This window comes from Parapedobacter indicus (assembly GCF_900113765.1).
GTDB lineage: Bacteria > Bacteroidota > Bacteroidia > Sphingobacteriales > Sphingobacteriaceae > Parapedobacter > Parapedobacter indicus.
The window spans coordinates 244,235-265,646 of the sequence record NZ_FOQO01000010.1 but is presented as its reverse complement, the minus strand read 5'-3'; the positions used below and the strand labels follow the sequence as shown (position 1 = coordinate 265,646).

General features: G+C 50.4%; 14 protein-coding genes. 6 read left to right on the top strand and 8 right to left on the bottom strand.

Annotation, left to right across the window (positions count from 1 at the left end):
* Positions 1-98: 98 nt before the first annotated feature.
* Positions 99-1,340, top strand: coding sequence for a sensor histidine kinase (locus BMZ56_RS19990; protein ID WP_143072979.1), 1,242 nt, complete (start codon positions 99-101; stop codon positions 1,338-1,340).
* Positions 1,341-1,346: 6 nt separating this feature from the next.
* Positions 1,347-2,012, top strand: a complete 666-nt coding sequence (locus tag BMZ56_RS19985) for a response regulator transcription factor (RefSeq protein WP_090629841.1) — start codon at positions 1,347-1,349, stop codon at positions 2,010-2,012.
* On the opposite strand, the gene BMZ56_RS19980 is transcribed toward BMZ56_RS19985, so the two are convergent.
* The 4 genes from BMZ56_RS19980 to BMZ56_RS19965 are packed head-to-tail and all read right to left on the bottom strand — an operon-like array spanning position 1,979 to position 11,743.
* A complete protein-coding gene (locus tag BMZ56_RS19980; RefSeq protein ID WP_090629838.1) occupies positions 1,979-2,872 on the bottom strand; it encodes a PorP/SprF family type IX secretion system membrane protein in 894 nt (297 codons plus the stop codon). The two genes, BMZ56_RS19985 and BMZ56_RS19980, sit on opposite strands and share 34 nt — an antisense overlap.
* 33 nt (positions 2,873-2,905) lie before the next feature.
* Positions 2,906-9,949 carry an Ig-like domain-containing protein gene (locus tag BMZ56_RS19975; protein ID WP_090629837.1) on the bottom strand — a complete coding sequence of 2,348 codons (7,044 nt, stop codon included), beginning with the start codon at positions 9,947-9,949 and terminating at the stop codon, positions 2,906-2,908.
* 29 nt (positions 9,950-9,978) lie between these two features.
* On the bottom strand, positions 9,979-11,142 hold the full coding sequence (locus tag BMZ56_RS19970; RefSeq protein ID WP_090629834.1) for an ABC transporter substrate-binding protein: 1,164 nt from the start codon (positions 11,140-11,142) through the stop codon (positions 9,979-9,981).
* Between the two features lie 49 nt (positions 11,143-11,191).
* Positions 11,192-11,743, bottom strand: coding sequence for a phage tail protein (locus tag BMZ56_RS19965; RefSeq protein ID WP_090629832.1), 552 nt, complete (start codon positions 11,741-11,743; stop codon positions 11,192-11,194).
* A gap of 305 nt (positions 11,744-12,048) precedes the next feature.
* On the opposite strand from BMZ56_RS19965, the gene BMZ56_RS19960 reads away from it, so the two are divergent.
* Together BMZ56_RS19960 and BMZ56_RS19955 are read left to right on the top strand one after the other, a co-directional pair.
* Positions 12,049-12,738 carry an aspartyl/asparaginyl beta-hydroxylase domain-containing protein gene (locus BMZ56_RS19960; protein WP_090629829.1) on the top strand — a complete coding sequence of 230 codons (690 nt, stop codon included), beginning with the start codon at positions 12,049-12,051 and terminating at the stop codon, positions 12,736-12,738.
* A gap of 3 nt (positions 12,739-12,741) precedes the next feature.
* Complete coding sequence (locus BMZ56_RS19955; RefSeq protein ID WP_143072978.1) at positions 12,742-13,710, top strand: sulfotransferase; 969 nt, start codon at positions 12,742-12,744, stop codon at positions 13,708-13,710.
* Between the two features lie 41 nt (positions 13,711-13,751).
* Here BMZ56_RS19955 and eno read toward each other — a convergent pair whose 3' ends face one another.
* The 4 genes from eno to BMZ56_RS19935 form a co-directional block, all read right to left on the bottom strand.
* Positions 13,752-15,044, bottom strand: a complete 1,293-nt coding sequence (gene eno, locus BMZ56_RS19950; RefSeq protein WP_090629824.1) for a phosphopyruvate hydratase — start codon at positions 15,042-15,044, stop codon at positions 13,752-13,754.
* 177 nt (positions 15,045-15,221) lie between these two features.
* Entirely contained in the window at positions 15,222-16,343 is a 1,122-nt protein-coding gene (gene carA, locus BMZ56_RS19945) for a glutamine-hydrolyzing carbamoyl-phosphate synthase small subunit (RefSeq protein WP_090629821.1), read from the bottom strand.
* 455 nt (positions 16,344-16,798) lie between these two features.
* Positions 16,799-19,831 (bottom strand): PVC-type heme-binding CxxCH protein, encoded by a 3,033-nt coding sequence (locus BMZ56_RS19940; RefSeq protein WP_090629819.1) that lies wholly within the window; start codon positions 19,829-19,831, stop codon positions 16,799-16,801.
* A 57-nt stretch (positions 19,832-19,888) separates the two neighbouring features.
* The gene (locus tag BMZ56_RS19935) at positions 19,889-20,269 is read right to left on the bottom strand and encodes an SRPBCC domain-containing protein (RefSeq protein ID WP_090629963.1); all 381 of its coding nucleotides are present in this window, start codon (positions 20,267-20,269) and stop codon (positions 19,889-19,891) included.
* A gap of 130 nt (positions 20,270-20,399) precedes the next feature.
* Here BMZ56_RS19935 and BMZ56_RS19930 point away from each other — a divergent pair, with 130 nt between their 5' ends.
* Complete coding sequence (locus tag BMZ56_RS19930; RefSeq protein WP_090629815.1) at positions 20,400-20,873, top strand: MarR family winged helix-turn-helix transcriptional regulator; 474 nt, start codon at positions 20,400-20,402, stop codon at positions 20,871-20,873.
* Between the two features lies 1 nt (position 20,874).
* Positions 20,875-21,387 carry a transposase gene (locus tag BMZ56_RS19925; RefSeq protein ID WP_090629813.1) on the top strand — a complete coding sequence of 171 codons (513 nt, stop codon included), beginning with the start codon at positions 20,875-20,877 and terminating at the stop codon, positions 21,385-21,387.
* Positions 21,388-21,412 lie beyond the last annotated feature (25 nt).

Here is a 21,412-nt window from a genome sequence, read left to right as displayed (position 1 = left end):
AAACTACAGGAAGGTGGTCGCGTCTGTATCCCCCAAATTGGGTGATTTTTTATTTTTTCTTCCCCATATCGCTGTACAATAAGTACATTCGTAGGGTTATGGTGATACCTGAACGCATCTATCATTACTTTATCCCGGCTGAGTTACGTGACCCGATGTCTCTCCGATACGACCAATTGGTAACAGTAGTCAATGGCTTTTTTGTGTCGTCGGTATTGCTCGCCATCTTACCGTCTGCCGTGCTTATTTTTTCGCCGTTGGCGATACGTTATTACTTCCAACTGGCCATATGCCTTTCTACACTGCTTTATATCAAACTGACGGGCCGGTATATGCTGATGCTAATTGCCACGATGTTGAGCGGCTATGCTATCATTATGGTCAACTGTCTGGAAAGTGGCGGCATATTGTCCATACAGGTTTCCGCGTTCTACCTGTTGTTGTTGACCGGCTTTTGGGCAGACCGGCGCGTGGGTAAAGTCATGATTTTCACCAGCCTGCTCGTCATCCTGTACCTGTATAACCAGACTCGTGTGGAATCGATGGCGCAGAGCCTCGAAACCGCCTTGGCCTATCACCTCGGCATTACCGTTTTTTTCGGTATGTTTTTTTGGATGGTGTACCAGCAATACGATGATACCAAACGGCAGTTCAGGGAGCAGCAACGGGCAAAAATCGACGAATTGGATAAGGCGGTCAGGGAGCGGACACAGCAGCTGTTTTCCCTGCGGCAAACGTTATCGCGCGATTTCCATGACGAAACGGGCAACATCCTCTCCGCCATCACACGGCAAGCCGGCATTTTGCGTTTGCGCATTAAGGACGATGGCAATGCCAAGCCCATTATCGATAACATCATCGCTAACAGTGAACAGCTGTATGCTTCCAGCAAAGATTTCCTGTGGAGTATCAACCATAACAGCGATAGCCCAGACGAGCTGTTCACTCATTTGACGTCGTTCGGGCAGGTTTTTTACAACCAATTCGACATTGCATTTTCGGCCACCAACCGAGCACCTGAGCCGACCTACAGACGGCTGGATCCCTTTGTGTCAAGACATTTGATTTTTATGTTCAAGGAAGCCATGACCAATACGGTCCGGCATTCGGGTTGCGACGAGGTGCAACTGGCCATGGAAGTAGCGGAACAATGGGTATATATATCACTGGCAGACAATGGGAAGTGGAAGAACCCCGATCCGAGTGTGGGTCATTCCGGCATCAGCAACATGAAGAAAAGGGCTGCTGAAAACAACCTGGAGTTAACAATGGAGCTCACGTCATCGGGTTCCCTTATCGGTGTACGTGCCCCACTATCGCCAATCACCACCATCAGTTAGTCGACCATGAGAAAAAGGATAACCATTATCGAAGACATCGCCGCCATCCGCGACGGATTCGTGGCGGCACTGGAGAGTACGGAAAAATACCATGTGGTGAATGCTTACGGCAATTGTGAGTCGGCCCTACTCAACCTCCATGCGGATATGCCGGATGTCGTACTGATGGATATCGAGCTTCCTGGTATAAGTGGAATTGAAGGAACCGCAAAAATCAAAAAGGAGCTGCCGAATTGCATTGTATTGATTATCACCGTACTGGAAGACAGTGAAAAAGTCTTCGAATCCCTATGCGCCGGAGCGGGCGGATACATTGTCAAAAACTCCAATATTGAAAACATCGGCCAGACCATTGACGAAGCCCTCCGTGGCGGCGCGCCTATGAGCTTATCCATTGCCAAAATGGTCGTAGAGTCTTTCCGCAAGCAACCTAATTCGTTGCTATCGGACCGCGAGACCGAGGTACTGCAAGGCATTGCTGCAGGCAAAAGCTATTCAAAAATTGCGCAGGACCTTTTTATCAGCAAGGAAACCGTCCGTACCCACATCAAGAACATATACCGCAAATTGGAAGTGACTTCCAAAGCAGACGCCGTACGGATTGCAAATGAAAACAATTGGGTGAATACCGACCGTTTTCACAGTAGCCCCATCGTTCCGCCGAAGCGGTAGCTCAGCCCGATCTCGTGCGTATTGTTATTGATACCCCGGTTCAGCGCCTCATTGCGTGTACCGAACTGATAGCTGTAACCGATTCCAAAGTACCTGATATTCAATTGCATCATGCCAGCCACACTCCCATAACTCCTAATATTGACACCCAACCCAACGGTTTGCTTCGCAAAGAACATCGCCGATACCTCTGCCTGCGGCCGCAAACTTTCTGAATAGGTAACCAGGAACGACGGCCGGAACTGAAAATCTGCCCCGAGGGCAAATAGGGCTCCGGCCGTCAGATGGTAGATGTTCCTGAAATTATAGCGGTTGTTGTTGCCTACCCCCAGATTGCCCAGCATCAGCCGCGGAAGCGATAAACCCACATAATACCGATCCGGGCGGTAAAGCGTGATCCCGAAACCAATCAACGCATCCGTCTCCTTGACATCCTCGCGGAAGGCCGGATCCTGAGGATCTAATTGCGAAAACCGCCCGTCCATGTAGCTCATCCCTGCGTTCAGCGACAATCCTACGTACTCAGTCTCGGAGATCCGGACCCCTTTGGCAAAGAAAACCGATGCTTCCGTGAGCTTCTCCACCGCGAGGCTTTCGTGGCGGATGTTAATACCCGCCGTGGCACCGAGTTGTTGGAATCCGAGGTGGCCGCTCCCCCAGAATACCGAAGGTGCGCCATCCAGCCCAACCCATTGCCGGCGTCCAAGAACCGCTACTTCCCCCCCTAAATGCATCAGGCTGGCCGCCGGATTAAGTACCGTACGGAGCTGACCGTACTGCGTATGCGTAAGCGGTTGCTGAGCCCATAGTGCCGTGCCCAGCAGCACGCCTATTATCGTCGTTAACAAGTACCTTTTCATTTTTATCGATTAGTTGTCAATTTGCTGTTTAATCTAATACCTCAATACAAACCAACCCTTTTCATATTTCCACTTACCATCCACCTTGATTTCTGCAACATAGAAATAGGTACCCGATGCTACCCGCAACTGCCCGGTACCAATGCCACTGAAAGCGGTAGATCCATTGTTGTAGCCGTTTGCTTCCCACACGATCGTCCCGTTACGATTGAAGATCGTAACACGGTTTTCTGGATAATCCTTGATCGCCTCGATAATAAGATACTCGTTGATGCCATCGCCATTAGGCGAAACGGCCTTATGTATCCGAACCGGCATGTTAGACGCGGGATCGATAACCCGAATTGTTACCGTCACGGGATCAGCCGATTCGTAGTTAGCGTCTCCCTCTTGTACGGCGGTGATCCGTACCGTGCCGAGGCGCAGGATATCCAACGTTGAGCCGTTCAGTACGGCCACCTCGGGATCGTCCAGCATAAGCGCGACGGGCAGACCGCTTGAGGCAATCACATCCAGCGTGATGTCGCCTGCGTCGCGATAAACTTCCACTGGCGCATCAAATGTGATGGTCTGTGCCGCCTTGCGCACGGTCAACACCTGTGTGGCCTCGGGCCGGTTGCCATAGTTGCTGTTTTCAGGTACCGTAGCCGTAATTGTGGTTGTCCCCGCACCTGTGATGTGGAGCTGACCGTTAACGATTTCCGCAACGCCCATGTCACTGCTGGTATAGCTAACCTCTTCTCCGGTACTGGCCGTTGCCCCGACGTTGAAGTCCGCATCACCATAAGTTTTTGCCGGTATCGCTGGGAATTCGATACTGCGTGTAGCGGCCGTTACGGTCAGTGCTGCTGTTAACACCAGGTCCTCGTAATTGTCACCGCTGACGGTGGCCGTCACTTCCTGTGTGCCTGCGCCTGTACGGCTGTTGTTTGTGTAACTCACTGACGTACCTGGAGGCAGGTCGCCTGTAATGGCTAGCGACTTGGCCGTGCCATCATAGACAAAGCTCTCGTCTTCCAGTGTGATGCCCGTTATGATTTCGTTGAACTGGACACTCAACGTATTCGACACATCGTTCCCATTGTTTGCGATATTAACAGCCACATCCGCAGCAACGGAAAGCTGTACGCTTCCACCCACGGTGGGTGTGACCAGAAACGTATAGGAACTATTGCCGCTTGTCTGCAAGTCGCTCAACGTACCATTGGTAACCGTAATATCATCGAGCGTAAACCCGGTAACCGCCTCGCTGAACGTCGCTGTAACGGTAAATGGTGCATTTACGGGCGATTCGGCTTCAATAGACAAGGCCACCGACGGTCGCCTCGAATATACAAAGACGCGATCCATCGGTGCCACCCCCTCCAATATGAGCGCCGCCTCATTGCCCGCGTTGTCGTGGAGCGTGCCACCATCCAGGACAATATCACGGCCAAGGGCAATGCCATCCAAGTCCTCATCTTCGGCCTGTACGGTATAGCTGAAGGCCAGCATCGCTGTTCCTGACCCAGCGGTATAGGTTGCTTGAACGGTAGCTGTTCCGATCATGACGTCCAAGTAAGGTGTTCCGGCGGCGTCATTCACCGCCACATCCTCACTCATATGCACCGTAAACGTCAACACGTCGCCTTCCCGGTGGTAACCGTTCGCTGGTACCGATACCGAAGTAACCACTGGGGCTACGGCATCTATCAGTACACCGCTGGTATTGCCAGCGCCGACCAGCACGAGGGAAGCGTCGTTGCCAGCATCGTCCTGCAGTGCACCTCCATTCAGTAAAACATCGGGCCCTATTCCAATGCCATCGGTATCCAGTTCGCCATCCTGCACGGCATAGCTAAAGATAAGCGTATTACGGGTGGTATCGGTAAGGGACGCTTGCACTGTAGTCGTGCCAATAGTTACCGGCAAAGTCAGCATGCCGCCAACCACGGCTATGTCTTCACTGTAGTGTACGGTAAAGGAGAGTACATCGCCGTTGCGATAGGTGCCATCGGCTGGCACGTCTACAGCAGTCACAACGGGTGCCACCCCGTCAATGACGATTGCATGCTGCCCCGCTATGGAACCGGCCCCGCCAATAGCTGGTAGCGTCAATATCGCATCACTGCCGGAAGCGCTCTGTATGGTCGCGCCATTCAGCGTTAACGCTGCGGTCGATTGGTAGTCCAGGTCAGCGTTCACGTCGCCCGCCTGTACCATATAGGTAAATACCAGTGTATTGGAGCCTGAACCGGATTCATAACCCGCTTCCCGATCCGTGCTACCGGTTTCCAGCAGCAAAGTGGGCGAACCGGCAGTCTCATCCACGATCACCGCTTGATCAAACGATATTGTCAAGGTGATGATGTCAGTCATTTTATACACCCCATCCGTACTAGTCGTATTTACACTGCTGACTTCCGGATTGATTTCGTTGACGGTAATGTCGACAACATCGGTATCCGTCTGATTACCACCCGCCCCGGTTAGTCCAAGATCGTTGGTGACGATCTGGAGACTGGCGGCACCGCTGTAGCCACTTGTCGGCATCAGCGTCAATCCATCGAGCGCTACATTGATGTCGGTTATCGTTCCGCTGAAGGTCATGGTGGCATCGCCTGCACCACTGCCTACAGCGAAGGTCAATCCCGTGGTACCCGCCAAGGCCAGTAATCCGTTCGACGCCGTTAGCGTAACCTGGATGGTGCCGCCTCCAGCATCCACATCGGCAACAGAAATGGCATTGCCATTGGCTGTGCTAAACACCAGCGACTGATCTTGGTCGATCGTTTGGCTACCGGGAACGGTGTTTATCGGCGCATCGTTTTGGGCGGTCACGGTTATCGTCACCGTTGTGGTCGCCGCCTCCGAATCATCCGTACCCGAATTTCCGGGGTCGGTTCCCGTGTTGCCACCGTCGTCGATATGCACCGTGAGCGTTACATCATCCGTCTCATCTAGTACAGTGGTGAAACCCACGTTGCCCGCCGCGATAAACGCATTGAGGTCGGTAATCGATCCTACTAATGTCAATGCCGCCGTTTCCGATCCGCTGACAGTCACCCCACCTCCTGAAGTGGCAGCGAGCGTGCCGCTGCCTACTGAAAAAGTTACTGTGACATCTGCACTGCTTGCATCCACATCGGCAAAGCTAATGCCGGTGAGGTCCGTCAGCACGTCTTCATCCGCTGCTAGGGTAGCGGGTGCCGTAATCACAGGGGCGTCGTTGATGGCGCCGATGGTAAAGCGTACCCAAGCCGTGTCACACAGGGAAGGCGTTCCGTTGTCACACACTTGGTATTCCAGGCTATCCAGTCCATTATAGTTGCTATTCGGCGTGTACGTAAAGCTGCCATCCGCATTCAATACCACCGTTCCATTAACGGGCGCGGTAACCAAAGACGCCGTCAGTGCGTTGCCCTCTACATCCGAGTCGTTCGTTAATGCATTTCCGGTTGCCGGTATATCTTCATTTACCATCACCGGGTCATCCACAGCAACCGGCGCCGTATTTACCGCCACCACATTGATATCCTTTGTAGCCGGCGCGCTATCAGCTGTCCCGTCATTGACTTCAAAACTGACCGTACGCGTGGTGGTATTTGGATGCTGTGAGTTATTGCTGTAGGCTACTGCACGCAGGGCCGCTTGCCATTCCGCCAACGTAGCGATGCCGCCCAAAGAGGTAAGCATAAGCGTACCTGTCGCTTCGTCATAGCTGCCATCAATATTGCCCATCGTGCTGCCATCGTTTTCAAAGGCGAGCATATCTTCTCCAGCCTGGAAACTACCGCTGGTTATACTTATCGTGGCTGAAGCCAGCGTGGCATTGTCGGGATCAGTCACCGTCAGCCCCGGATCAACCGCTTCAGGTACCGGGTCGCCGTCTTCCGGCTCAGTGAACGTAACCGCACCGCCACTGGTGATCACCATGGGTGCGTCATTCACGGCCGTGATGTTCACGATCAGGTCACTGGGAGCGCTCGTCGCACCGTCTCCATCATTCAGGGTAACGCGGACGGTCCGCGGATCCACCGAAGGATTTGCGATATTACTGTTGCTATATGTCAGGTTCCTAATCAAAGCCTGTACAGCGGCCGGGGTTGCCGTGGGCAGGAAGGTCAGGATGAGGTCTGCACCGCCCATACCACCATTCGCGGAACCGATATGGACACCACCGTAATACACATCGTTGTCATTTGAAGCACCGATCTGTCCCGTCCCCATTCCCTCGTTCCGGATGGCCAACATGTCCTCACTACCGACGCCGCCTGCGATGACACTTACCGTGAGGTTGCCTCCATCGAAATCCGGGCTATCCGAGTCACTGACTGTGGCATTCCCGCCTGCGTCAAGCAGAATCGCCGGACCATCCTCTGTAAAGGTGACCGCATCGCCGTCTAAGTTGGTGATGACCGGCGCATTGTTCACCGCTTGCACGGCCACGGTCTTTGTGCCCGGTGTGCTGTCATCAAGCCCATCGTTCACCACAAAACTGATGGTGCGATTAGCGGTATTCGGTGTCGACGACGTGTTACTGTAGGTAACCGCGCGTAAAGCCGCTTGCCATTGCGCCAACGTGGCAGTGGCACCCGGCGAAGTGAGGGTCAACGTGCCCGCGCTGTAGTTTCCGTCGATGTTCCCCATGGTACTGCCGTCGTTTTCAAAAGCAAGTACATCTTGATCGCTTTGGAAATTGCCCGTAATCGCCACTGTAGCCGAAGCCAAAGTTGTGTTGTCCGGGTCGCTTATTGTCAGGGCATCGTCAATCAGTACCGGTACCGGACTGCCACTGACCGACTCGGTGAAGGTGGTTGTTCCACCGCTGGTGGTTATGGTCGGCGGATAGCTGACCGCCTTGGTCACGTTATCCGTGGCGGGATTGCCCTCATTATTGGATGCATCGGTAAGCGTGACGCTCAGGGTGAGTGTGCCGTTAGCCAAGCCGGACACATCGATGCCGGATACCTGTTCCCCCGCGGCGATCACGTTACCATTGCCAGTCACCGGTGTGCCCCCGTTATTACTCGTGATTTCATAGTCAAATGTGGCGCCCACTTCTGCCCCGCTAAAGGTAAAGCTTAGCGCAGTATGGTTGGCCAGCGTAATGGTTGCCTGATCTATGGTCACATCGTAGCCCGATGGCGCCGTCATATCGGCCACGGTAAATGCCCATGTAGTATTGTTGTTGATGCCTGCATACACGTTGCCAACCAAGTCGTGAATCGCATCGTTCCCGATGTGTACGTAATAATCGGTCAATTCCAGCAGGTCAGCGGTCGGATTGATGGTCAACACGTCATCCGCGATGCTAAGCTGCCCACCGGAGCTTTCCACGTCAATGGTTGTGATAGGTGTAGCTAAATCATCGTATATAACGATGTTGCCTGTGCCCAAGGCAACAGCCTCACTGAATGTAATCAACAGGTTATCGCTGGGTTCCATATCGCTGGATCCATTTGCCGGGCTGAATGCGGACACGGTCGGTGCCACGCCATCTACTAGTATGCCATTGGTGTTACCGATAGCATTCAGGATAAGCGCCGCGGAGTTCCCGGCCGCATCTTGTAAGGTACTGCCGTTGAGTTCAATGGCGGTGCCGACCACAATTCCATTGATATCATTGTCACCAGCCCCGACTGTGTAGGTAAATTCCAGGGCCGAGGTTCCCGAACCAGACTGATAGGTTGCGTAGCGGGTATCGGTACCGATGGTCAGCGGGAAACGAGGGCTTCCGCCGCCGGTGTTCACCGTGACCGCTTCGTCAAAATTAACAGTAAAATTAAGCGGTTCACCGATACCATAAGTATCATTAGCTGGCACATCAACGCTGGTTACCGACGGTGCTACGCCGTCTACGAATACACCTGTGGTATTGCCCACGTTATTGAGGCCGAGTATGAGTCCTAGACTTGCACCGTCACTAATCGTGCCCGAGTTCAAATTGATCGAAGTACCTAAAGCGATTCCATCGGTGTCAACGTCACCCGCTTGGATGGTATAGCGGAATAGTAATGCTGTCGCGTTGGAACCGCCTGCATTGTAGATAGCATTGACCGATGCGGTTCCGATGGTCAATGGCAGTTGCGGCGCACCGGTAACCGTTACATTTTCCGACACGTTTACCGTGAAATCGAGGTTCTGTCCAGCAACATAGGTTGCGTTTGTCGGCACGCTTACGCTATTGACCGTCGGTGCGACATCATCTATCACGGTAATGGTGAAGACTTTTGGGAATGTGCCACCGTTTTGGTCATCAGTCTGAATGCGAACGCTGTTCGATCCCGCAGACAATGTCGATGGATTGGATGCCCGCAATGAGTTACCACTGATATTGAAACTGCCGTTGTTGGTGCTACCCGCTCCGGATACCAAGGTATAGATATGCGTATCGCCTGCATCTGGATCGGTGGAAGCGAGTGTACCGACCGTCACGTTGGCACCTGCACTTTGGTTTATAGACACAGGATAGGGAGTTAAGGTGATGTCCGTAGGAAGCTCATTTGCCGGCGGCCCAATGATAAAATGGTCGAACGCAAAAACTACTCCTGACAACCCTGGGTAGGCTAATGGTGTTTTCTGCCTAAATCTAATTTCGTCCACACTACCAAAAAGTGCTCCCAAAGTATACGCATTCTTGACACTGGTGATATCTACATCCTGTGTCCCTAATAGTGTGCCATCCCGATAAGCTTCAACCGTCAAATCTACCGTTAGCGGGTTTGACACGTAATCATAGATATACGCACTTTGAAACGATCTATTTGTACCATCAACCGTCTTCACTATAAAATAATACGGATCATCGAAATCAAATTGATCTCCCACATAAATTAATCCCGATCCACCAAAGCCATTTCCTGCCGATGCCGACTCATAAAATATATCGACATCAAATTCCGGCATCGTCAAATCCTGAGCCACAACGCTAAATTCAAAATTCCCGATGGTGATCGATCTTCCTAGGCTCGCGTTGTGGACATAACCCTGATCATCAAATGTAACAGTTGTCTGTGCAATGAGTGATATATTGATCGCAAACAACAGAGCAGCTAAACAGCAAACTGCAGTTTTAAGTCGGGTAGAAAGTTGCATACCTTTTGGTTTTAGTGCCTACAAATAGGTTAAATACACATAAACGGATTCTGCCAGCCGGACACATTATCCCGATGAATCTCTTCAAAAGCGGCCGCGTTAAACAGCATACCCTTGCCTTCGTCGAGTATCATTTTTTGTAGCTGATGTTGGCTGGTCTTAATCTTATATATGGATGTTTGGGGCAGGGCGAATCCCGACTGGGGATAAAAACTCTTTTCGCCCCGTGGTCCCACGATAATTTCTTGTTTCAATAGGTTACGTATAGTATCCCAATCGCCTTTTTCCACTTGTGGCCACAGTTCCTTCCATACCAATCCTGCTTCATAACCCATTAGCCCGAACACATTAGCCTTTTGTCCACAAAGGGTTTCAAAACGCTTAACAAATTCGGTATTCACGCGATTGTCACTCCGATTGTCCCACATCATCGAGGAATAGACTTCCAGATGCAGGTGTGCCACGTCTTGTAAAATATCGTCATAAGCCATGGGTTCATTGATCAGTAAAGGAATTTTCTTATGCCACTTGCTTGTTGCCCATTCCGCCAAGAACGCGGTACCGTGATTGCCGCAAAAAATGGCGTGGACATACGGTGGTTGCTTCTCTTCTAGTGATGCAAAGAAATTGACTAAGTTGAGTGTGCCACCTTGCTGGGGGTCGTAGGGTAGAATATGGAGATGTAACGCATTATTTCCGGCAGCGATAGCGCCACGACGAAAAGCCGCACTAAAGTGATAACCGGCTTCATAGACAGGCATCACGACGAGCCCCGCGTCGCCGAAATGCTGTTGAGCCCAATGGCCAAGCGCATATTCCGATTGCCACAACTGGTGGGAAGCATAGAACACATTAGGACTCAAATAGGGGAAATAGGGAATATATTCGCCCAAATCGAAAAAGAATGCAGTTTGATTGGATTGTTCCAATATCGGGATACTGTTTGCCAATGCTTTATAGCCCACCAAGCCGGAAATCAGGTCTACCCGGTCGAAGAATACAAGCTTGCGGATAGCCTCCAACGTATCTTTTCCACTCCCCATTTTAGTATATTCGGGGATGAACTGTATCTGGTGCTGCTGAAAAGGGTGCAACCCCATACCCAACAGCCACCCCGCGGAAAGGTGCTGGGCATAAAACGGATAGATACCGGAATACGGTGTCAAAAAACCAATGCGTAAAGGTTGTTTCACGGCGAGGTAAGTTAAAGGGCCGGCATAAGCCGGCCCATTGCTTTATATGTTAATTCCTTGAGGGGAACACACCTTCCGTCGTGATCACATAATTAAGTGCGGTATACGGTTGCATGTTGGCATGCGCTTGAGAGCCACCGGCCGGGCCTATTGCCGTAGGCGCTAAAGGAACGCTCGGACCACCAGCCTCTACGTAAACGTTAACAGGTGCAGCGTTCGGTCCACTACCGACATTGGGCGGAGCACCTAATACACTTGTGCTTGTCGGTGTATTGGCGGTTCCTGCAGCCGAACTCGCTAGGAAATAGTGGTTATGTTGGGGAATCTGTGTGGTGATCAATGTCACCGTTTCGGTCCCAGATGTCTGCCCTAACACGTAATCACTCAACCCAGGCCCCTGCCCCATAGCGCCCAACGGCACGCGACCGCGCAGGTCCGGCAACGCAAATGTAGTCTGGCCATTGCCGCCATAAGTCGTACCCAATAGTGAAAACAATGCACTATTCGTCGAAATTGATAAAATCTGCCCAGCACAATAGGCGAATGTGCGCGGTGCAAAATTACCCGCGAACAGTTTAATAATTGCTAAATACTCGTCCATGGTAGATGAATTAAGTGTAACTAATTTACTTGACTGCTTTTAATTTATGAAATGATCTCCCCGTCCCCTGCTCAGGAAAACACATTGCGCCGATCTAGCTCTATGCTTTTTATCAATGCAATAATTTCAATTATGAAATGGCTATTAATTATTAATAGCGCACCTGCGACATAGTTAGTTTTTAATGGTAGAAGAATAATGTAAATGCTGTGCAAGTTAAAAAAAAACTTATTATATTAGAATATATTTTATCCAAAAAAATAAATCAAAAAATAATACCTGCTTATTAACCGCTAATTGCAAGAATGATTACACTCGCTAAACTGCCATTCACCGTACCCAACACCATCGCCGATGAATTAACGCGATACTCTGTCAGTACCACATGGCAATCGCATTTCAACACGCTGCAATATAGGGGCGAGTGGACAGTACTGCCGTTGCGTACACCGGGTGGTGCGGACTGCACCATTCCGGATCTAATGAGTGAACGAGCTTACGCCGACACGAAACACATGCCACACTTTCCATCTGCCCGGGAGTTGGTTCAATCCCTAAAATGTCCGGTACAATCGGTACGCTTCCTGAACTTAAAAGCAGGTGCAAAGATTAAACCGCATCGCGACCATGAATTGGCATTTGAAAAGGGAGAAGCACGCTTGCATTTCCCGGTTGTGACCAATCCACAGGTGGAATTTTATGTGGAAGACACCCGTGTAGAGATGCAGCCGGGAGCGTGTTGGTATATTAATGCGAACCTGATGCATTGGGTAAGCAATATGGGTACCACAGACCGAATCCACCTGGTGGTCGATTGCCTGGTAAATGATTGGTTACGCGATCTCTTCGACCGCGCTCATAAACAGATGAAAGACGATGAAGTCGATATCGACAAACAAAAGCAGGTGATTACAGCATTACGACTGCAAAATACACCCAGTGCGATCCGCTTTGCCGACCAAATGGAAAAAGAGCTATCGAAATTAACGAGCTGATCGATGCATTCCCTTAAAAACTGGTACCCTTCCCGTCTTCGAATTCATCAACAACTCGTTTGCTGTGAGTGGATTCAACTGGAAGACATTCCGTTTATGGATCCATTTTTTGACGAGACCTTGGCTAAGGCCCGCAGCAAGCCCTGCAATTCCAGCCGCTTCCGTCCGGTGAGCAGCATCGACTTGCTGGCTGATTGGAGCACGTCGTTGCCGCATGTTTTTCCCACGGCCTTCATCTTCCATGTATCCCGTTGCGGTTCTACCCTATTGTCGCAGCTACTGGCGCATCATCCGCGTTGCATCAGTCTTGCGGAGGTTCCTTTTTTCGACGACATTATTCGGACACCCTTTAACACCGAAGCCCTGCCGGACTTCGCCATCTCCGAAACATTGGCAGCCGCCATCCGCCTGTATGGACAGCAACGGGAAGGTAATGAGCAGCACCTAGTCATTAAACTGGATAGCTGGCATATTTTCTTTTGGAGGTTGCTCCGTGCACGTTATCCCGATGTTCCGTTCATACTTCTCTATCGGCGACCGGATGAGGTGGTGCGATCGCACCAAAAGCTCCGCGGTATGCATGCGGTACCGGGATTGATTGAACCGGCTATTTTTGGATTCCATGCCAAAGACATCCATTCCCTCAATCTGGATAGCTATTTGGCGCGTGTACTGGAACGTTATTTCGAAGTATACTTGGATGTTGCATCGGAAGATAACCGTGCTACGCTCCTCAACTACGCAGACGGGCCGCTGGACTTACTGCGTACGGTTACTTCCAGTTGCGGCATAGCACTTGAAGACACCTATCTAGCAAAAGCAGCTAGACGGTCGGCATTCCACGCCAAACATCCTACAAAAATATTCTCGGAAGAAAGGGAACACTTGCGTGCCGCCCCTTACCTGGATACGGCCTTCCGGCTGTATGACCGGCTGGAACAATTACGATTGCGCACAAAAAAAGGAGGCTAGTATTCTTAGCCTCCCTTAATAAAATGATTTGTGGTAATGCGTTATTTCGCGAACTTAAAGCTTTTGCCTAAAAACCGCGCGCTGCTGCCCAATTCTTCTTCGATGCGAAGTAGTTGATTGTATTTTGCGATCCGATCGGAGCGCGATGCAGAACCGGTTTTAATCTGACCGCAGTTAAGCGCTACCGCCAAATCCGCAATGGTATAATCTTCCGTTTCACCGCTCCGATGGCTCATTACCGATGTATAACCATTGGTTTGCGCCAAAGATACCGCATTGATGGTTTCGGTGAGCGAGCCGATCTGGTTTACTTTCACCAGGATCGAGTTCGCAGTGTTTTCATCAATACCCCGCTGCAATCTTTTGGTATTGGTTACGAACAAGTCGTCACCCACCAACTGTACGGTTGCACCGATCTTATCAGTCAGCAATTTCCATCCGGCCCAGTCGTCTTCAGCCATGCCGTCTTCGATTGAGATGATGGGATATTTGCTGGACAATTCGGCCAGGTAAGTCGCCTGCTCTTCGCTGGTACGTACGGCGCCTTTGTCGCCTTCAAATTTCGTGTAATCGTATTTGCCATCCTTATAAAACTCAGATGAAGCGCAATCCAGCGCCAGGTAAATATCACTACCCGGTTTATATCCCGCTTTTTCGATGGCCTTCAAAATCGTTTCCACAGCATCTTCCGTACCGTCGAATGCAGGTGCAAATCCACCTTCGTCGCCGACAGCGGTCGATAAGCCCCTGTCGTGCAGGATCTTCTTGAGGTTATGGAATACCTCTGCTCCCCAACGCAGTGCTTCGGAGAACGAGGGTGCCCCTACCGGCATGATCATAAACTCCTGAAACGCAATAGGCGCATCGGAGTGCGATCCACCGTTGATGATGTTCATCATCGGAATAGGTAGCGTATTGGCATTCACACCGCCTATGTAACGGTACACGGGCTGACGGCTTTCCTGTGCAGCGGCTTTGGCTACTGCCAATGAAACACCCAAAATGGCATTGGCACCCAGATTACCTTTGTTTTCGGTACCGTCCAGATCGATCATCACTTTATCGATGGCATTCTGTTCGAAGACATCGATGCCCTGTAAGGCTTCCGCGATCTTGGTATTTACATTTTCCACTGCTTTTAACACCCCTTTACCAAGGTACTTCGTTTTATCTCCGTCCCGCAATTCTACGGCTTCGTGCGCTCCTGTGGAAGCACCTGATGGAACGGCCGCACGGCCCACAAATCCATTTTCAGTAGTTACGTCTACCTCGATGGTAGGATTACCGCGCGAATCCAATATCTGCCGCGCATGTACATCGATGATCAAGCTCATGTATTTCTCTTATTTTAAGGTTACTATTTACGATAGCTTTCAAGTTAGTGTCACATCTACACGAAGCAACACATCTTCAAAGATAGTTATATTTAGTTGAAAATTGAAAATGCTTGCTTAATTGAAAATTGAACTACCGATCCACTTTCAATTTTTCATTTTCAACTTTCATTTTTTTTAACTTCCAATCTCCAATTCTCCACGTTCCATTAACTGCACAAAATCATCAAACAAATAGCGCGAATCATGCGGTCCGGGCGACGACTCGGGGTGGTACTGCACCGAAAACGCGTTTTTACCTTTCACCCGGATGCCTTCAATGGATTGGTCGTTCAGGTTCACGTGGGTGATCTCTACTTTATCCGATTGCTCGATATCTTCGGCCACGACCCCGAAACCGTGATTTTGGCTGGTGATCTCACACCGGTCGGCTATGATGTTTTTAACCGGGTGGTTGATGCCGCGGTGACCGTTGAACATTTTGCTTGTGCGTATTCCATTGGCCAGTGCCAACAATTGATGTCCTAAGCAGATCCCAAAGAGCGGCTTGTCCGCGGCGAGGATATCGCTCACGGTTTGTATGGCATAATCCATAGCCGCTGGATCGCCGGGACCGTTAGAAACGAAATAACCATCGGCACCCCAGGCATCCATTTCGGCAAATGATGTCTTTGCTGGAAATACCTTGGCGTATACTTTCCGTACATCGAAATTACGCAGGATGTTTTTCTTTATGCCCAGGTCCAATACGGCTACGCGAAGCGGCGCATCCTCGTTGCCATAGTAATAGGGGGTTTCAGTGGTAACTACTGACGACAATTCCAACCCTGCCATCGAAGGCACTTCTGCCAATTTTTCTTTCAGTGTGTCCACATCCAGTATTTCCGAAGAAATGATGGCATTCATTGCCCCTTTGTCGCGAATGTGGCGTACCAGCGAACGGGTGTCGATATCAGAGATGCCTACCAGTTTGCCGTCTTCGAAGTAGGTCTGGATCGACGAATCAGCCATTTTGCGGCTGTAATTTACACTGTAATTTTTGCAGACTAGCCCCGCAATCTGAATCTGGTTTGACTCAGACTCGGCTCCCGCTATGCCGTAATTGCCAATGTGGGCATTCGTGGTGACCATAATCTGCCCGTAGTAAGACGGGTCGGTAAAAATCTCTTGGTAACCCGTAGTACCTGTATTGAAACAGATCTCGCCCGTCGTGGTACCAATCTTTCCCGCTGCCTTGCCATGGTAGACGGTTCCGTCTTCCAATAACAAAATCGCCGGAAGTTTGCTGTAGTTAGTCATTCGTTATTCCTGTTGTTGATGGTTTGCTATGTTGATAAGGTCTGTACATACGTTCATAAAAAAAGCCCTCAACGGGCCAAAAACGGTTAAAAATGCAAGATATGTCGGAAACATTTCCGGGCTTGGGGCATTTCGTCATGAAGCAATGTACTCCAAATTTCACGAGGGACAAAGGTAAGGGATTTTCATGGTTTTTTAAAAATTTTTTACACAGGTTTTGTAACGGTTGTTTATCGGCTGCCGGACGGCTCTTAGACTACTCCGCAAACCTTGGCGTCGGCTAGAGGCCCCACTGCCCTACGCGCCTTTCCTTCGCTTCGTATGCACGGCATATGCACGATATATGCACGTGATCCGTACCCGTTATGTACCTTTATGGGGTACGCAGCCCGAGAATGAGATTTGGATACCGTATTAATATGCATCAATATTAATTTGCCTCAACTATGTAATAGCTACTTCAACGATGCCAGGTATTCAATGAGATCAATCAGGTCCCCTTTGGACATTGCCTTTGCCAGCGGAGGCATTAGGGATACTTTCTTGTTTTCAACAGACGCGATATCCTTGGCCATCAATTTCCGCGAAACGCCCCCCACAAATCTGACCTCTACTTCGGTTTCTGTCCTGCTGGAAACAATCCCCATCAATTCGGAACCGTCCTTTAGCGTTATGGAGGATGTCTCATAGCCGAAACTGATTCCGGCAGTGGGATCAACGATCGCATCCAGCAATGCGGTCTTTGGCAATTTAGCCCCTATTTGCGAAAGTTTTGGTCCGAAATCATGCCCCTTGCCGTTCACCTCATGGCAAAGCGCGCAGTGAGTCTGGAACAGTGTACTTCCTTTCTCGGGGTCGCCGCTCGCTGCAAGTAGTTCCTCGGAAGTCAAGGCGGCGCCTTTCTCACGTTCTATTCCGGTGCTTGCTTCCTCGCTGTCCGGCAGGAACCGGCGAGCTTCCGTATACCGATCCACTCTTGGTGTATTCTGAAGACCTTCCACCAGTTCGGGAATAAGTTCTTCCCGGACCGCACCTGACTGCAACAGCGCCAGCACAGCCTCTTCGCCTCGTTCAGTCCGCCCCAATGCTGCAGCGGAAAGCATTTTTACTTTTGCCGGCGACGCAGGCGATAGCAGTAAATCCTTTAACAGATCAACTGCATTTTCCGTACCGATGGTTCCGGTGGCCACCACCAGGCTGTCGGGTACCGCTACCAGCGCTGCCTTGATCTGCTCTGTAGCCCCAAAGCGGAATAATAGGCCAAGCGCTTTTTCCCTTTCGGGACTCGCTGACGCAGTAATCATTTGCGATAAAGCCGGTATTTCGGAGACTAGGTCGTACCTGTCCACCAGCGAGAGATACGCCGCCTTGCCAGCCAACGAATCGAGGACTGCATGGAGTGCACGCCTGGCTGGTGCTGAATGCAGGACTTTCTCTGGGTCAAGCATATGGAAAAGAACCCCATTCACCGACAAAGCCCCGTGAACCGACTGATCCGTTAGCATCGCGAACAAGGCGTCCGATCTGCTTCTTTCCGGCATAAAATCGAATGTCCGGAAATAGCGCAGACGTGACTCCAAGGTTTCCCTATTATCGACGGCGAGGCGCGTCAGTATCGGAATAGCTGCCTCCGTCCGCGACCTCCAGATAACATCTCGTCCTCCGGGGGTGTTCATCGGCTGTTCATTTCCTTGGAGAAAAGCGTCAAAAAACGAATCCCACTGCCCGGCGGCACCGATTCCTAGCGCCTCCAGGTACCAGCGGTCCCTTCCCTCGTGCTGTCCAGCCAACTTGGCCCATAACGCTGCCGCCCGGGAATCGGTTACATGGCGTAATGCGAGCGCGCACTCCCGTTTTACCTGCATATCCGAGTCTTCTACCAACGGCATGAGAAAGGACACCAGATCCACGCCCGCCTGGCGCGCGGCACGGATGGCCACGATCCGGATATCTGGGTTGTCATCGTTCCGTCCTTCCAGCAGGTAACGGTCGCCGGAGTCGATCTTGGTAAGCAGCCACAGTGCTCTCGCCCGCATCCGATCGTTACCTTGGCTATGAAACAGCTTTTCCAAGGCAGGAATCGCCTCCTTCCCTCGATGCACTAAGCTGGTCCAAGCTTTGTACCGAACCGCCAGATTAGGGCTTTGTAGCGCCGCGATCGATCCCTCGATCGTCGAATAGTCTTGCGCGGGCACCTGGTATTCCGACACCGACGGTGCCACACGATAAATCCGCCCCCGTGTTTGGTCGCCTGCCTGGTGCCCGCCTACCCCAGGATCATACCAGTCTGCAAGGATCAGGGAACCATCCGGAGCAATGCATACGTCAGACGGCCGGAACCATCGGTCTTTTCCGCGTAGCAGTTCTGTTAGTTCTGCATGGTAGCCCGCCCCCTCTTTCTCAATGGCATACGATCGAATTACGTTGGGCCCCGCATCGGCATGGATAAGTTGGTTCCTATATACCGCGGGAAGCGCTGCACCTTCATAAACCACTATTCCGGTCGGTGAACCAGCACCCGTTTGCAGCAGATTGGGAATCACGCCCGGATCATTCAGGTGCCAGTGCTGCAGCGGAATGGAGTCCTCCAGATTCACCCGTTCTTTGCGCCAACCAGCTCCCGTCAGCTCGTCCGTATACCCGTAATTGCCATATTCCATCACATAGTTGATACGCACACCCCGGTTTCCGTCGTCGTCGTTATCACTCTGCCAGATGGTACCGTAACTATCTACCGCCAGTTCATACGGGTTCCTGAAGTTGTGGCCCAGCACCTCCACGTTTGTACCATCGATATCGCATCGGAACACCATGCCCTGCCGGTACTTTTTATTCGTTATTTCATCCCCATCCTGATCCCGCACAACATTGCCCTCTCGGTCCTGCAACGTGTGGCATTCATTTCCGAAATTAAAATATAATTTACCATCCGGGCCGAAAACGAACGCGTGCACACCGTGGTCATGCTGTTCTCCGCCGGTGCCCTGAAAAAGAATTTCTTTCCGGTCTGCCTTCCCGTCACCGTCGTCGTCATAAAAATCCCATACATATGGGCTTTGCGATACAATGACGCGGTTTCCCAATACGCAGATTCCCAGCGGCGCATTGATTTCCGGTCCCTGATAGAAAACCGTCTGCTTATCCAACGTGCCGTTGTGATCGGTATCCTCGAAAATAAGTATGCGGTCTCCTGCATCCGTCGTAGGGTTTCCATTCAACGCCGGCCGGTAATTGTACGCCTCGGTTACCCAAACCCGTCCGCGGTCATCTACTTCGATATTAGTTGGGTTCACTAACTGCGGTTCTGATGCCATCAATTTCACCTGCAAACCAGAGGCTGCCTCGAGCCCGAGCACCGCATTTTCAGGCAAGCGCTTTTCGTCTTCCGTTAACGTATCATAATCAGCCGTTGGTTGCTGGCATGCCCATAATGTCAAAAGAAAAGCCAATTGGAGAGCCAGCACGGCATTTTTACTAAGAATTTTCATATTCAGTTAGGGTTTATACATTGGGGTATCTCCAATTTCATTGGTAGAACCGCTATTTTATTCCGTATAAAACTCAATGAGCGACGCTGCATATACCGTATGCCAGCCATCCACAATATCAGCATAGTCTTCATCGGGAATGTGGGTTTGCCTTACTTCCATGGAAGTCCCCTGTTTATGCGGATGTAGTTTAATGGTCACGATGGAGGGCTCCTGCTGTTCACCAAAGTACCATTGTTGCTCAATTTTTTTACCGGGCTCAAAAGAAAGGTTCTTGCCTACAATCGCCCCATCCCACCATGAAAACTCAGTCCCTGGTTCAGCAGCCATCACCACCTCATCGCCTGTCCAAAGCCGAATGGTTTCCGCAGTGGTTAACGCCAAATAAACCAGCTCTGGAACAGCCGGTATGATGAAATATGCTTTATAGTCCTTCATATACGATTGTATTTGCAGTACAAACATAGCCATTTTCCTATGGATCATTTTTCTATTTTTTTTTAAACCGCATTATATAAACAAAACATATATCTTTGCAACAAAGATACTTTTTACAAAAAATATTTAGATGATAAACAAATTACAGGATACTGAAAAGATATCGGAGCTACGGGCATTAAGCAGGCGTTACTCAGACACTTCCATACTGATGCATGAAGCCATTGCACGAAAAGCAGGCCTCTCAGGCACTGATCATAAATACTTGGGACTATTGATAGAGCGAGGAGCCATGACCGCCGGGGAATTTTCAAAACTGACCGCCTTAACCACGGGTGCGGTCACAGGCTTGGTAGACCGATTGGAGAAAAAAAAATTAGTCAAGCGGGAATTTGACAAGCATGACCGACGTAAGGTAATCATTGTGCCGCGTACAGAAAATGTGATAAAACTCTTACAGCCTTTATTTTTGGAGTTAGATGGAAAAACCACGGCCTTGGTTACTTCTTTTTCAGATCGGGAGCTCGAAGTACTCGAAAAATACTTCCGCTCGGCTGTGCAGATTATGGAGGAAACCCTAGTGAAATTAACTAATCATGCATAAGATGGAACAGTTAACAGCAAGTTACTTAACAAGAGCCGAAATTTGGTTGTTTATCACCACACTGGCTTATTTCATGATGAATGGTGCGCAACTGTTTGAAACGACGGTAATCATACCCAAATGGACGACCGCTCCGCCGGAATCGCTTGCGATGTTGGGCGGGAAATATGGGCTTGACCTCAAGGTGTTTTGGATCGTCACGCATTCGCTTCATGAACTTACGTTCCTACTGGCTCTCCTCTTCTGCTGGAAAATAGATCCGGTCAGGAATTGGCTATTGCTTTTGTTTGTACTTCATGTTGCCGTGCGGGCTTGGACGCTGATGTATTTTGCACCGAATATCATCGATTTTCAGAAAATTGCGACATCCGGTACAGCAGACACGGATTTGCTCGCCCGTACTTCTCAATGGCGTGTCCTGAATTACGTCCGTGTGGGAATTTTCGTCGCGATATCATTCGGACTGATTCCTTTGTATATCATGGTCACAAATCTACGTATCAAGCTCCTGTAATGTCAGGGATGATCGCCTGACACGT